11 protein-coding genes are annotated in these 15162 nt (G+C 40.6%); 6 read left to right on the top strand and 5 right to left on the bottom strand.

Annotated elements, in window-relative coordinates:
- Positions 1-106 precede the first annotated feature (106 nt).
- Positions 107-634, top strand: a complete 528-nt coding sequence (locus Q0954_RS28960) for a tetratricopeptide repeat protein (RefSeq protein WP_299463697.1) — start codon at positions 107-109, stop codon at positions 632-634.
- A 190-nt stretch (positions 635-824) separates the two neighbouring features.
- Here Q0954_RS28960 and Q0954_RS28955 read toward each other — a convergent pair whose 3' ends face one another.
- On the bottom strand, positions 825-3242 hold the full coding sequence (locus Q0954_RS28955; RefSeq protein ID WP_299463694.1) for a TonB-dependent receptor: 2418 nt from the start codon (positions 3240-3242) through the stop codon (positions 825-827).
- A 592-nt stretch (positions 3243-3834) separates the two neighbouring features.
- Between Q0954_RS28955 and typA the strand changes: the two genes are divergently transcribed.
- Positions 3835-5637: a translational GTPase TypA gene (gene typA, locus Q0954_RS28950; RefSeq protein WP_299463691.1), complete on the top strand. Its 1803-nt coding sequence runs from the start codon at positions 3835-3837 to the stop codon at positions 5635-5637.
- Between the two features lie 294 nt (positions 5638-5931).
- On the opposite strand, the gene Q0954_RS28945 is transcribed toward typA, so the two are convergent.
- Complete coding sequence (locus tag Q0954_RS28945; RefSeq protein ID WP_299463689.1) at positions 5932-7956, bottom strand: prolyl oligopeptidase family serine peptidase; 2025 nt, start codon at positions 7954-7956, stop codon at positions 5932-5934.
- A 276-nt stretch (positions 7957-8232) separates the two neighbouring features.
- Between Q0954_RS28945 and modA the strand changes: the two genes are divergently transcribed.
- From modA to modB, 3 genes are read left to right on the top strand one after another with little or no spacing between them, the layout of a single operon-like run.
- The gene (modA, locus tag Q0954_RS28940; RefSeq protein WP_299463686.1) at positions 8233-9012 is read left to right on the top strand and encodes a molybdate ABC transporter substrate-binding protein; all 780 of its coding nucleotides are present in this window, start codon (positions 8233-8235) and stop codon (positions 9010-9012) included.
- On the top strand, positions 9009-9410 hold the full coding sequence (locus tag Q0954_RS28935; protein WP_299463683.1) for a molybdopterin-binding protein: 402 nt from the start codon (positions 9009-9011) through the stop codon (positions 9408-9410). Before modA ends, Q0954_RS28935 begins: the two co-directional genes overlap by 4 nt.
- Positions 9407-10075 carry a molybdate ABC transporter permease subunit gene (gene modB / locus Q0954_RS28930; RefSeq protein WP_299463680.1) on the top strand — a complete coding sequence of 223 codons (669 nt, stop codon included), beginning with the start codon at positions 9407-9409 and terminating at the stop codon, positions 10073-10075. Before Q0954_RS28935 ends, modB begins: the two co-directional genes overlap by 4 nt.
- 105 nt (positions 10076-10180) lie before the next feature.
- Here modB and Q0954_RS28925 read toward each other — a convergent pair whose 3' ends face one another.
- Both Q0954_RS28925 and Q0954_RS28920 read right to left on the bottom strand, forming a co-directional pair.
- Complete coding sequence (locus Q0954_RS28925) at positions 10181-10942, bottom strand: enoyl-CoA hydratase/isomerase family protein (protein ID WP_299463677.1); 762 nt, start codon at positions 10940-10942, stop codon at positions 10181-10183.
- Positions 10943-11134: 192 nt separating this feature from the next.
- Positions 11135-11944: a class I SAM-dependent methyltransferase gene (locus tag Q0954_RS28920; protein ID WP_299463675.1), complete on the bottom strand. Its 810-nt coding sequence runs from the start codon at positions 11942-11944 to the stop codon at positions 11135-11137.
- Positions 11945-12294: 350 nt separating this feature from the next.
- On the opposite strand from Q0954_RS28920, the gene Q0954_RS28915 reads away from it, so the two are divergent.
- A complete protein-coding gene (locus tag Q0954_RS28915) occupies positions 12295-13860 on the top strand; it encodes a hypothetical protein (RefSeq protein ID WP_299463672.1) in 1566 nt (521 codons plus the stop codon).
- A 145-nt stretch (positions 13861-14005) separates the two neighbouring features.
- Here Q0954_RS28915 and Q0954_RS28910 read toward each other — a convergent pair whose 3' ends face one another.
- Complete coding sequence (locus Q0954_RS28910) at positions 14006-14704, bottom strand: LytTR family DNA-binding domain-containing protein (RefSeq protein ID WP_299463669.1); 699 nt, start codon at positions 14702-14704, stop codon at positions 14006-14008.
- Positions 14705-15162: the final 458 nt, after the last annotated feature.

The following is a 15162-nucleotide window of genomic DNA, read 5'->3' as shown; positions in this document are numbered from 1 at the left end:
CTTGAAAGTTTTGCAACCCTAAAGTAAATAGTTTGAGTACATTTTCTCTCCTAAACACCTTTTAAAACACTTTCTAATAGATGAACGTGATATTTTTGCCAATGAAATGTTAGGAATGATTGAGTCAAACCTTGAAAATTATTCACAAGCACAAAAGCACCTCAAAATAGCCATCAAAGTAAATCCTCAAAACTATGAAAACTACTTGCTGCTAGGAATTGCTTATTTTTATTTAAAAGATTACACTGCTTCAAAAAAACTTTTTTTAAAAACTATAGAGCTTAGTAAAAAAGATTATCGAGCTTTTTTTAACCTTGGTCAGCTGCAAGCCACCATTGGACAAGCAGATCAAGCAGTTATAAACTACACTAAAGCCATAAGGTTAAATGATTCAATACCATCGTTGTATATGAGTCGTGCAGCTACCTATGAGGAGAAAAAAGCCCTTCAACTTGCAATAGATGATTACACAGCACCCATTCAGCTAAACCCCAAATATGCCACTGCTTATCTATTACGCGGTTATATTTACTTGGATTTAGGCAAAAAAACTAAAGCTTGTCAAGACCTTAATAAAGCACAAAAATTTGGTGAACAAATACCTAAAAACTTTCAATCTGTTTGTAAAGATTAAAGAATGTATCGTGTGTATCCACCTATGCCCTCTCTCAAACTTTATCAAACAAAAAACTCCACCAAAGTCCAGGCAAACGCCTTACTCTGATGGAGTGTATCATTTATAGTTATTGGCATCTTTTATGAACTACCTATAGAACAGGGGATACCTAGCGCCTGGTTCCTGGAATCCTTGTCAGCGCTACCCACTAATTCCCCATTCGTCCTTTTTCGTTTTCAATACTGGTTTTGCGTTTTCTCGCCCGCTTGATTTCTTTACGACCAAAGTTGTAAGACAATGAGAAACGCACCTGGCGACTATCCCAACCACCACTGCCATAAATACTAAGGTTTGGGAAAAAAGTGTCGCCTCTCCACGGAGAAGTATACAAAACATCGTTGAAGGCAAGCCTTGCCGTTATTTTGTTGCCCAAAAGTTTTTTCTGGAAAGCAAAATTCAATGCACCCAAACTTTTGACCTGGTAAGTACCACCCCACAATGAAGGAGAACTGTACCAACCTGATATTTCGGCAGTAAGGCCACCAGGCAATTTAAACGTATTTTGCGCGTAGAGGCTCATGGCATTTTGTGAAATGCCGATAAAGGCAGGGTTGGTTGCTTCGAAAATGCTACGGTAAGCGTTTAAGCTAAAATAGATGCTCCACCATTTGGTAAAACGGGTAGGATAAGCAATGCCCAGGTTAATTACTCTGCGATTGGCTACATTACGGGTCATCAAAAAGTTACGATCATCAGGCAAAGCCTCGGTTACCTGCGCAAAATAGTCTGAGGTAAAGCTATAACTCAGTGAAGTAGTCAAGGTATACTTATAAGTATGCGACAACTTCACATTATCGGTATACTGAGGTTGCAAAAAAGGGTTTCCCTTGCGAAAAGACAGCCCATCGATTCTATACTCAAACGGATTCAACACCTGATAATTGGGTCGGCGAATACGACGGCTGTAGTTCAGCGCAAAGGTGTTTTGTTGGTTGAGACTGTAAGTAAGCCCACCACTAGGAAACCAGTTTACATAATCGCGTTTCACCTGATTGTCAGCGTTTGCCTGCATACTTTCCAAGCGTCCGTCAGAGGCGGTGTGCTCCATTCGTAACCCAAATTGTATATTGAGTTTTTTAAACTTTCGGTTATAGTTAAAGTAAGCAGCAGTCACTTGCTCATCATAAAAAAACTCATTGGTTTGGGCAGTATTCAATATATCTACCCCTCCTACTCGGTCATAAAACTGAAAGTTGTTATCGGTACTTACCAATGCATACTTTCCTCCTAGCCCAAGCACACCTTTCAAAAAGTTTTGGGTATAATTTAACTGTGCCGAAAACACTCCGATATTTACTGGTGTGTCAAAGAAAGTGATGTTTTCGCTCACGATGATCGCTTCATCACCATCAAAAAAACGGTTGGGCTGCAGGTTGGTGCGGTCGCTAATGTACTGCCCATAGTCTACATCTAAATTTAACGAACGCCCTTTACCACTTTCATACTTATAGTTTACATTGGCATAGCCATTAAATGTTTTGTTATGGGCATCGCTTTCGGCCACCAATACCTGCGAGGGCGTAGTAGCACCATTGGGAATGATAGGGGTACGAGAATCGTTATTGGCAAACATTTCGTTAAAACTTCCGGTAACGATGGCACCCAAAGTAGATTTCTTGCTCAGGTAATAGTCAAAACCCAAACGCAAGTTATGGGCATTTCGGTCACGCACTGTTCTCGAACGAGAGTCAAAAGTAGTCCCGTTTTGGATACGATAAAAGTTGATGAAATTGAAACTTCTGCCTATGCGATTGCTATAAGCGCCGTACAAACTTGTTTTTTTGGTGCGGTTGTTAAAAGACAAAGAGCTGGTATAGCGATTGTATTGCCCGGCAATCAGCCCCAGCGATACGGTACCGTTGGTTCCTAATGACTTATCACGCTTTAGCTTAATGTTTATGATTCCAGCATTGCCTTCTGCATCGTATTTAGACGATGGCTGGGTAATAATTTCAATGGCTTCTATATCAGTGGCTTGCAAGGTTTTAAGGTAGTTTACCAAGTCTTCACCCCGTAATACTGATGGCTTGCCATTGACATAAAATAATACCCCTGACTTGCCCTCTACCATTACATTGTCGTTGTTATCTACGATTACCCCTGGAGCTTTGCGCAAAAGGTCAAACCCTGAACTACCCGTAGTACCTACGGTATTGTCTACATTAAATACGGTTTTGTCGGCCAGCACCTGTACCAGAGGCTTTTCAGCTTTTACTACCACTTCTCCCAGCGATTCTATGTCGTTTTCTAAAGTAATAACATCCAATGCTTTGGTAGCATTGCCACTTATGGTAAAGGGTTTAGAACTGTAGTCTTTGTAACCCAACACCCTTATTTGCAGCTTATAGCTACCTGCTTTCACCATTTTTATGGTAAAAGTTCCATCATTTTTAGCCACGGCTGCCTTCACCATTTTGTCGCCTGGCGATGTTAACAGGGCTACTACTGCCGCAATTACAGGTTCTCCATCTTTGTCTTTGATTTTGCCCGTTACATCAGCTTGGGCAATAGCCTGATTTGCCATGAGCAGTACGCCCATAAAAAGTAATAGTAAATTCCTAAACATTGGTTATATGGTTTTATAAATTATAATTATTGTATTCAGTACAGGGCAAAGTATTGCTTGATGAAAGTAGCTGGCTTACTTTGCTATTTTTTATATTAGTTTCGCTGAAGGTATAGACTTACCAAAACGGTTTTCGTTACAGAAAAAGTCAGATTTTTTCATTTGGATGTTTATAGTTCGTTATTAGTTGTACCCTTGGGTAATTTTTTCAATTTTCTTTGTCAAATATTCATGGTATTTGCGATATGAGTCGTCTTGAGCAGGTTTTTATTACAATGTTTCCAAAAAAATTTTAAGCTTTCCATTATCATTTAAAACAATACATTGATAGTTTATAACTATTCATAGAAAAAACCGCTTGGTAAGTTAGCACACCGATATTAACAAAAAGCTTTTTCAGCAAATTATATTTCACATAAAAAGCATTCTCTAATACTTAATTCTGGCATACAAAGGCTCTATATACTTATCACCGCCTTTGTTTCGTTACCTTGTTTTTTAAGTCAAAGGTAAGAATGATTGATTTCTTAACCATTTTGTTCTTTCCTACAGTCCTTTTCTATACTTTTGTACTTTATTACGAAAAGTACTCATGCAAAACATTAGAAATATTGCCATCATTGCCCACGTAGACCACGGTAAAACTACGTTGGTAGATAAAATTATTCACTTCTCTCAACTTTTCCGCGAGAATCAGGAATTTGGAGAGCTTATTCTTGATAATAACGACCTGGAACGTGAACGTGGAATTACCATTGTTTCCAAAAACGTGTCTGTACGTTATAAAGACACCAAAATCAACATTATTGATACTCCTGGTCACGCCGACTTTGGAGGAGAAGTTGAACGTGTGCTTAAAATGGCAGATGGTGTATTGCTTTTGGTTGATGCATTTGAAGGACCTATGCCACAAACCCGTTTTGTGTTGAGCAAAGCTTTGGCGTTGGGGCTTAAGCCAATTGTGGTAGTAAACAAAGTAGACAAAGAAAACTGTCGCCCCGATGAGGTGCACGAGATGGTTTTTGACTTGATGTTTAGCCTGGATGCCACCGAAGAACAGTTGGATTTCCATACTATTTATGGTTCGGCTAAAATGGGTTGGATGGATACTCAATGGGAAAAACCAACCGATACTATAGAACCATTGCTTAAGGCAATTGTAGATATCATACCTCCTGCCCCAAGCAATGAAGGTACTCCTCAGATGCAAATTACTTCTTTAGATTTCTCTTCGTTTGTAGGACGTATCGCCATTGGGCGGGTGTTTAGAGGCACCCTAAAAGAAGGCGAGTTTATGGCGTTGTGCAAAAACAATGGTGAGGTAAAGAAGGTACGCATCAAAGAACTGCACGTGTTTGAAGGTTTGGGCAAAGCCAAAGTAGAAGAGGTAAAGTCTGGTGAGATTTGCGCGGTTACGGGTATCGAAGGTTTTGACATTGGTGACACTATCACCGACTGGGAAAACCCAGAGCCATTGCCACGTATTGCCATCGATGAGCCTACTATGAGTATGTTGTTTACGATTAACAACTCTCCGTTTTTTGGCAAAGAAGGTAAATTTGTAACTTCTCGTCACTTACGTGACCGTTTATACAAAGAAACAGAAAAAAACCTGGCGCTTAAGATTGAGCCTACCGATAGTGAAGATAAATTTTTGGTGTATGGGCGTGGTATCCTGCACTTGTCGGTATTGATTGAAACCATGCGTCGCGAAGGTTATGAGTTTCAGGTAGGACAGCCTCAGGTATTGTTCAAAGAAATAGATGGTAAAAAACACGAGCCGTTTGAGACTTTGGTAATTGATGTTCCCGAAGTATCTGCTGGAAAAGCCATTGAGCTTGCCACCAAACGTAAGGGTGAGTTGTTGATTATGGAAAGCAAAGGCAGCTGGCAACATCTTGAATTTAGCATTCCTGCCCGTGGCTTGATTGGTTTACGGAACGATATTTTGACAGCTACTGCAGGTGAGGCAGTAATGAACCACCGCTTTGACGAGTACAAGCCTTACAAAGGTGAAATAGAAACCCGAATCAATGGTTCGTTGATCTCTATGGAAGACGGCATGGCAAAAGGTTACTCGCTCGACAAACTGCAAGACCGAGGTATTTTCTTTATTGAGCCAGGCGATGTAGTCTACACCGGGCAAGTAATTGGTGAACATAGCCGAATGAACGACTTGATGGTAAACGTACAGAAGGGTAAGAAATTGACCAACATGCGGGCATCGGGTACTGACGACAATACCAAGATTGCTCCTAAGAAAACTTTCTCGTTGGAAGAATCGCTTGAATATATCCAAAAAGACGAATATGTAGAGATTACTCCTGAAAATATTCGTTTGCGTAAGATTTACCTCAACGAGCATGAGCGTAAAAAAATGGCGCAAAAAATGTAAAAAACAACAAGGTATACGTACCTCACATTATATAACTGATGTTATGCAGTAAATTCAAAGTCTGCTTATTTCTATTGTCTGATGGCTTTATTGTTTTACGGTTGCGTAATACGTCGCATAACTAATGTAGCAATACAACCGTCTCACAATAGAAATTAAAACGACAAAGTAAATCTGAGTAACTTGAGTTATATAAATTTAAAAACCCCGTCGAGTAGATAATTTGACGGGGTTTTATTTTTTCCTTGGTTTTTCTGGGTACTTTGTAAGCCATCCACTATGTATGCACAGGCTTTATTTTACCAAAGGCTTGCCCTTTAAATAATGATTGAGCCAGTTCATTTCTATTTTTATTTTTGTAAACTGATTTACGGGCGACTGCCAGAAATGACCTTCTTTGGGAAACAACACCAACTCACATGGCACTTTTTGGGTATACAACGCCTTAAACATTTCATACCCTTGCGATACAGGGACTCTTCGGTCGTTTTCGCCAAACATAATCAAGGTAGGAGTTGTTATTTTTGCCGTATTCGCCATGGGGCTTTCTTTCCAGTATCGCTTTAAGTCTTGCCAAGGCCTTTTGCCCTGAAACCTAACATCTGTTTGAGACAAGTTGTCAGACGCCCCAAAATAAGAAATGGAGTTCCAACTCCCCGCAGTGCTCAAAGCTACTTTAAATTGATTGGTTTTAGTAATCAAAGCATTGGTTAATAAACCGCCATAACTAATACCCATCACCGCCAAGCTATTTGGGTTTGCCCACCCCTGCTTAATCACATATTCTACCCCTTTGAGTATGTCGGTACAAGGACGAGAAATAGAGTAACCATTCAAATCTCGCAAAAACTTGTCTCCTCTGCCTACACCACCTCTATAATTAGGCAATAACACCAGGTAATTGTTCATTGCCATATAGCTTGCATAATTGTAATATAGCCCACTGCTAAATGGCATTGTCACGGTTTCGTAACGAGCGCTCCAGGGACCTCCGTGAATATCAACCACCAATGAAAGATTCTTTTTATTTTTCAAGTTTGGAGGCCAAATGAGCACTCCTTCAATTTGATCTCCTTCTCCATTATCCCAACTAATTTTTTGAATAGTGGGAGCAGGGTATTTGGCAAAACTGTCATTAAATGAAGTGAGTTTTACAGGTTTTTTAAGGTTTTTATAGCCTTTAGCCAAATACACCTCTTTAAAATATTTGTTGGTAGTGAGCACAAAAACCAATACATCCCTATTTTGTGATGCAGCTAGATTGGTTGCTACTCCTTTGAAAGAAGTAAGTGATGTACTGGTTTGTTTTTTAGTGTCTATCAAATAAAAATTTCGTCGAGTAGATAAATCACCGATTGCCAATAGTTGCTGTTTATCTAACAGAATCGCTTCACGATAATGCCCTTTAAATTGAGGAGAAAGGTTCCACGTTTTTCCTTTGTCTACCGATACATTGTGTAGTTTGGTTTGAGTGATAGCAGTAGAGTCTGCCCCTTTTACCATACTATAGCGACTAATGAGGTTGTTATCGGTACTCCCCCACATCAAAGGGTAACCTATTTTAGGGAGCAGTTTTAATTTCACCAAAGACTGATCGAGCGTGGCAATGTAGACTTGTGCCTTGTCTACCCTGGGGTCTGAAAACTTCCTCTGAGAAATAGGGTAAGTCGAAAACACCATTTTTTTTCCACTGGGCGAAATAAGCAGCGAATAGGCATATTTTTTTATTGAGAAAAGCGAATCTATCACTTTTCCTCTATAGTTTACCTTATAAAACGTAGTGGTATACTTCATATATTTAGTGGTTCTACGTTTAACCTTACCATATAAAGCTTTCACTTTTTTTGCCTCCGGATTTTTTTTAGTGTTTGTAATGGCTATACACATTTGATTGCTGCCTTGAGGCAACCAGGCATAGCTTGTCAGGCTACCTTTTGGCATCTTCTTATTATTTACCTTGATGGCTTCGCCTCCTGTCATGTCCAGGGTATACAAATGTTCACCTTGCCTAAAAGAAAGGTAACGGTTATTGGGTGCCCACTTCAAGGAATAAAAAGCACTAAATGATACTTTAGTTAAGGGAATCATTTCTTGCTTATTTCCTGATTTATCTAGGGTAATTCTCCACATCTGATAGGCCACTTTATCTTTTTTCAGGTCATTTTTTCGAGTAACTACCACAACATAACGCCCATTAGGGGATACAGCAAGCCCACTAAAATTGGTTTGCTGCATGTACTCTTCAAGAGTATAACTGTTTTTCTGTGCATAAATCATAGGTGTTAGTAACATGGCTAACACTACAAGTAACTGTTTCATGTTTTATCGGTTGGATTATAACAAATTCAAGCAGGCAACGCTTATCTCTGCCAGTAAAAAAACGCTCAATTGTTTTATTCTCAGGTTATAATTATCAAAGAATACCTTACATCTAATTCAACCAGCGTTGGGCAGGCAGAAGATACATCACACTAGAGCACAAAGATATTTACTTATTTCAATTACCGTTTTAGTAGGGCTTTTCTTTTCTGATAATAAGCTACCTGTTTTTTCATCTACTTGATATTTGTAGTTTTGCAAACACAAACTAATTATATGAAAAAAATCATTTGTATAAGCCTGCTTTGGGTATGTTTTACTGGTTGTCAGACCCAGCCTTTCGAGGGCATTACCATTGCTACGGCTGCCAATATGCAGTTTACCATGCAAGCACTTACCAAAGCGTTCAAACAGGAGTTTAAAATTGAATGCAGGGTAGTAGTGGGGTCTTCAGGAAAGCTCACCGCACAAATAAGAGAAGGGGCTCCTTACAATGTACTGGTATCTGCCGACCTAAAATATCCTCAAGCTTTGTATAAAGCAGGCTTAAGCAACGCCCCCAAAACTTATGCTTGGGGCAAACTGGTGCTTTGGACTCAAAAACCTGACTTTAAGCTCCACTTGGGCACACTCGCTCAGCAAGGCATTCGGCACTTGGCCATAGCCAACCCCAAAACAGCTCCTTATGGAGCAGCAGCTGTTGCAGTGCTCAAACAACAAGGCATATATGACCAAATGAAGCCAAAGCTGGTGTACGGCGAAAGCATTGCTCAAACCAATCAATTTATTATTTCTCAAGCTGCTGACGTTGGGTTTACTGCCAAAGCGGTGGTGTTGTCGCCCCAGCTCAAAAACAAGGGCAAATGGATTGAAATTAACCCCACCTTGTACCTACCTATAGCCCAAGGCATTGCCGTAATAATACCTCAAGGCAAACCACACACAGGACAAGGCAATCTGGAAAACGCAAAAGCTTTCGAGAAATTTTTGTTTACTCCTACTGCCCAACGCATTTTACAACAATACGGATATACCACTCACTCGTTAACCCAATGAACCACCTCTCCGGACACATTACTCACATCCAAAGTCAGACACATCTGTCGTTAGTACAAGTATTGGTAGCCCAACACACTTTGCAGGTGTTGCTGATAGACACTCCGCAAACTGCAGATTATCTGCAAACAGGGCAAAACATTGAGCTCTTGTTTAAAGAAACCGAAGTATTGCTTGCTTTGGCGCCCTTTTCGGGAAATATAAGCGTTCCTAATCAGTTGCCGTGTACGGTGCAATCTATAACAGAGGATACCTTACTAAGCAAAGTATTACTTGATTTTGATGGATACCAAATTGTATCAATCATAACCACTCCAGCCCTACAACAAATGCAACTAGCCTTGGGGCAACAAGTGGTGGCTATGGTCAAAGCAAATGAAATTATGTTTGCCTCATGATCGACTGGACTCCTATCATGTTGACATTTCAGTTGGCACTGATTACTACTGCTTTGCTGTTGGTGGTATCGTTGCCTCTGGCCTATTGGTTGGCCACTACCCGCTCGCGGCTTAAACCTGTGGTAGAAACTCTGGTAAGCATGCCTTTGGTATTGCCTCCTACGGTGTTGGGGTTTTATTTGCTATTGGCGCTCAGCCCTCAATATGCTTTGGGAAGTTTTCTGGAGGGCATTGGGTTACGGCTTATTTTCTCTTTCGAGGGATTAGTCATTGCCTCTATGCTCTATAGTTTACCGTTTATGGTGCAACCTATTCAGGCAGGGTTTAGCAACTTGCCTGCGTCGCTTACCGAAGCCGCCTACACTATGGGCAAGTCAAGGCGTACCACTTTATTTAAGATATTGCTCCCCAACTTGCGCTCTTCGTTGCTTACGGGTATTGTGTTGGCTTTTGCTCACACCATTGGCGAGTTTGGATTAGTGCTCATGATTGGAGGCAACATTCCGGGCAAAACCAAGGTGGCGTCTATTGCCATTTACGACGAAGTAGAAGCCCTCAACTATGCCGCAGCCAATGCCTACTCCTTGTTTTTGCTGGTGGTGGCGTTTCTTATTTTATTGACAGTATATAGTATTAATGGAGGGTATTTAAAGGGAAAGCATTAGCCAACACTATAAGCCAAACAAAGCAAGCTATAAAAACAAAAAACGGCAAATACACTTGATACTTGCCGCTTTTTGTGTACACTTCAGGGTGCTGTGCAAAACCCTCTACTTCTTAGTCAAACGGGCAATCATCTGCTCTAATACTTGTCTGGTAGCAGGGTTCCACCATTGGTTGAGGGTAGCTTCCAGCTTGGCTTCTTCCTGACGTTTTATTCTATCCAACACTTCGTAGCGTAACAGTAACTTGCTGGTTTGCCACACATCTTTGCCAAACTGTAGGTATTGTTGCATTTTAGCCTCGGCAGCTTCCAACACTTTATCTGGTGCAACCACCTCGTCAACCAACCCATATTCGGCAGCCTCTTGCACGTTCATGAGCTTGCCCTCCATCAAAAACTGATAAGCCCGGCGTTCGCCTAACCACATGGCATATAGGCTCGATATACTTTCGTTGATAAGAATACCTACTGGTACCTCGTTCAAGCCAATTTGATATTTGCCTTCCGCCATTACTCTATAGTCACAACAAACCGCCAACACACAACCACCCGCTGGACTGTGCCCGGTAATGGCTGCCACGAGGGGCTTACGAAAAGCTGCCATTTCGTAAATCATTCCAAAAAAACTCTCCCAAAAGGCTTTGATCTCTTCGTTGTCATAGTTATACAACTCTATCACATCTAAACCTGCCGAAAAGAAGTTTTCTTTGCCGTTTAAAATCACCCCTCCTACCTTGGTATCTTCGCTATACGCTTTGATCGTTTGGCGTAGTTCGGTAACCATTTGGGCATTCATTGCATTGGCTCTTCCCCGGTCTAAAGTTACAATGGCATAACCGTCTTTTAGGGTTGTTTGTAGTGTATCCATGTTTTTTGTTTTTAGTTTTTATCGTAGCGGTGGTTAGCCTTTTCTCACTATAGTTCTCGGCATAGCTACTCGCTTTATATTCTCACATATGCAAATGTACTATTTTCGCTGAGTACTTTGGGGATTCAATCTATAAAAACGCTGTGTACTACACAAGTACCCAACAATGACTATACTTCCACCCAAACACCATCATTTTTCTTCCTCTTGTAATTTATCAAGCTTACTATAGCCAATGAGGTAAATCACCGTACCAAACATGTGGCGGGCTTTGCCTATTTTCCATTCATAAGTAGCTGCCTCTGGTACGGTGTCCACCATTTGCCTCAAGTCTTTGGGCGTGTACAGCCGCAACACCGACACAAACCCATCCCAGATGGTACATAAAGGAATGATAGGAATAAGGTAAGTAAACAACAATCGGCTCCACTTAAAAGGGCGCACAAAAGGGGTGAGTACTAACATCAAGACTAATAACACTATAGTGTTGATAATGATTTGAAACAAGGACTTGTCTATAGGTTCAAAAATGCCTATGGGAGTTTTTCGTTCCACGGCAGTGGCAAGTATTTGCTGGGCTTGGGCGGGGCGAAAATGATGAAACCCATTAAAGATTGTCCAAAAACCTTGAGGAGTATCTGCGGGTGGGTTGGCAGCATCTACAGGCGTGGCTTTAAAATCAATGTCACCATTGGAGTTTTTTTGCACATATTCAAAAGCTTTGAGATTGGGGTACAAATCGCTGAGGGTTGCCCGAAAAGGCGTATCAGTATTTTGTTTTAAGTGCTTTCTAATCAAGAGCATAGAGCCTCCACCACCCGAACAAAAGTCTACCAGGTGATGATGACCACTTTTTTGCTGAGCTTCGCGCAGGTGTGGAATCACGGCACGAAACACGTCAAAGGTTTGCATCATAAACCGTAAAAAATCAGTCTGACCTTCGCGAATGACAGCTGGATACCAAGGAAAATCTTCTATTTCGAATAAGTGTAGACGGGGCATTTTTTTGGGCGACAAGCTACAAGACTACAGCCATAAGTGCAAATGGGTGGTAAGCTTTTTATTTACTACAGTACATACCTAACCGCCCCCTACACACCAGGGTATAACAAACAATGCCTCATTATTTGTATATTACAATAGCTTTAATCATTCAAAACCATATAAAAATAGTCATAAAGCCGGAAAAAAAATCTAGATTTAAATAGCAGAAAAACGTTCTTGGTAAGGATTTTTAAAAAGCTTTGATAGTTTCGCGCCGCTTGTTTAGGTCAAGGTATGAGCATACCTCTACCTAAATAAAGTTATATTTTTAATTACCTGCAAAAACAACAAGTTTAAACATGAATTTAATGAACCTTAACAAAATATTACTAGCCTTGGTACTAGGGCTTGTAATGGTGGCTTGCGCCAAAAAAGACAACGCACTTGCCCCAGTTGTGGGTGGTGCACAAGTGAGTGTAAAAAATGGCAGAGCGGTATTTGCCAATGAAGATGCCTTTAAACAATTTATGGCTTACGCCAAAAAAGCCAACTTTAACAGTGAGTACTTGAGCCAACTCAATGCTATGGAGCAAAAGGGATTTCGCTCGTTACAATCTGAACAGGGACAAAACTCTTCGGCGTATGTAACCCGTACTGAACAACGCAAAATCACTGAACACTATAAACTTCGCAAAATGTATCCTACAGCTCGTGCATTGAGTAACCCTCAAGGCATAGACGATGAGGATGCTTTGATTGCTGACCCTTTCTTTGCTTCTGTACTTAACGAGCAACGCGAAGTACAAGTGGGCAACAAAGTATACAAATACACTGTAGAAGGGGTGTTTGTGGTAAACGCTGACAAAGTAAAAGATTTGTATACATTTATTGCGGCCGAAGAAGCAGCTCAAATTGCTGCACCTAACCGTCGTTTTGCCAAAGAGCAAGAGGTGCAATCAATCAGCAAAGACATTGTGTTGATCAGACCTGCCCAGAAGTACGAATCAATGAAAATTGTATTGGATAACGAGTGTACTACTTGCAACGAAACTAACCAACGAGTAGACCCTACTCAATTTAAGATGTGCTCTAGCCTAAGAAAGAATCTATGGACAAAAGTGTTTGGTCCTAAGGTAGAGTGCACCGAATACCACGACAAAAGAAGAAGAATCAAGACTAAGGTATGGAACCAAAACTATGTATTGTATTCTTCTATTGGTATATCGGTACGTGCCCAAAAGCGAAGCGCCAGAGTATGGTGGGCAAACAAGGTAGATGAGTTGGAGTTGGGCATTCACCAAGCATCGTTCCGCTACCCTAAGTTAAAAGTACAGTGGCCAGACTTTAGCACCAACTACTTTTACACTGATCGCAACGGCCACATGGTCAATCAGTGGGGGCAGGCAGTAGGTAATCCTTTAGGACACCCTCAAAGTATCTTTGATGGCTTCCCGATCAACGACAAAGACCGTGAGTTTTTTACTATTTATACCAGTTTGCCTATAGTAAAGTCATTGTTTAAAAATGGCAAATTGATAGAGGTAAAAGGCAAAGACATCAACAAGTTGATAAAAAGCCAAGTGGTAAGTCAAGTAAAAAGGTTTTGGAAAAAAGCTGAGAAAGAATTGGAAGGTAAGCCAGTAATGGTAGCTGAGTTGCCAGGTACTTACAACGAAAAAGACCTGACAGTAACTTATATTGACTGGAACAGCAACAAAACCAATGAGAATGCCATCCGCAAGATTTTTGACTGGAACACCGCACAAATTGGTTTTAAGAAAAACCTGGGTGATGGCAAAGCTGTGGGCTTCAATAACTTTAAGTTAAAGAAGACAGCTCAGTCTTATAAAGAACTATTACTTACGGGCTACGGTGCCGGACGCCGTGGTGGCACCTGGAAGGGTGGACAAGTAGTATTTACAGATGAGCGCTAGGTCTACTTAAACTATAAGAAACTTTATACCTGCCAGGTTTTGAAACCTGGCAGGTAGGGCTAAAAAGCCTGAATCTGATACGATTCAGGCTTTTTTTTGTATATTTTAGTAAGCAACTAAAACACACAAGCTTAATGCATTCCCGCTAAGGCTTGAACTTCAGTTTTTCCAAGGCATCGATGAGTGGCGTTTTTAGTCTTCGGCTTATCGGTATCTGCTCCCCCCCTATCTGCACACAGTTTTCGGTTACTTTATCTATCCTTCTAATGTTTACTGTATACGATTGATGCACTTGAATAAAATATTGCTTGGGCAATAGTTTGGTAAGCTTACTCAAGGGCATACGCACTTTTACTTGTTGGTGGTCTGTGAGGGCAATAATGACTTGCTTTTTTTCTACTTTTAGGTAGTAAATAGAATCTATAGGCACTTTTTGCACTTGCCTTCCCACCTTCAGGTGAAGCGCAGCCCCATCGTTCGACCTAAGAGAGTTTTTGTATTTATGCATGGCTAACCTAATGCTTCGTTCCAGCGCAAGTCGATCTACGGGCTTGTTTATATACGCAAAAGGGTCAGTTTTAACAGCTTCCTCAAATATTTCATCTTCTTGCATGGCAGTCACAAAAATAATGGGTACCGACGGCATTTGGCGGGCAGTATCTATTCCGTTCCCCCCTCTTAGCTGAATATCCATCAAAACCAAATCGGGGCTGGTGGCTTTGAACAAACATAATGCTTCAGTAGGGTTGTTAGCTATGCCCGCTACTTGGTACCCCATATCTTCTATCATTATCTCCAGGGCACTGGCATAAATATCATCATCCTCAATAATTAAAACTTTCATAAGTTATTATTTTACTTTAACAGGTTGTTAAAAGGTACTCTACCCAGCTTTTTTTCAAAAAGTACCGCCACCGCCTCCGTGTGTGTCTCCACACACTAATTGAAACTTCAAAAACAACTTGTATTTTACGTTTCGTGATGAAACAGAAAAAATAGTAGGATAGAGTAGTTAAAAGGGTTATTTTTTATTAAAAAAGCTCATTTAGATGTAAGTACAAAGCAATGCTGGTAATAATTGAAGAACGTAACATCTATTTACAGGTTTTTATAAAAATACGTATTGATTGCCTGCCTATACAAAAAGATACGAAACAAATAAAGAACACTCTCGGTCTACTCACTTCATTCAATACTGGCTCAAGTTAAAAGCGCTGACAAGGTTCTAGTGCAACAGGAACTAAGTTAATATAGTATTAATTTCCTTTTCCTTTGTAAAGCCTTTGAACTTCCACTTCAAAG

It is taken from the genome of uncultured Microscilla sp. (assembly GCF_947493425.1).
Classification (GTDB): Bacteria; Bacteroidota; Bacteroidia; order Cytophagales; family Microscillaceae; genus Microscilla.
The sequence above is the reverse complement of the archived record's forward strand: the minus strand, read 5'-3'. Positions and strand labels throughout refer to the sequence as shown.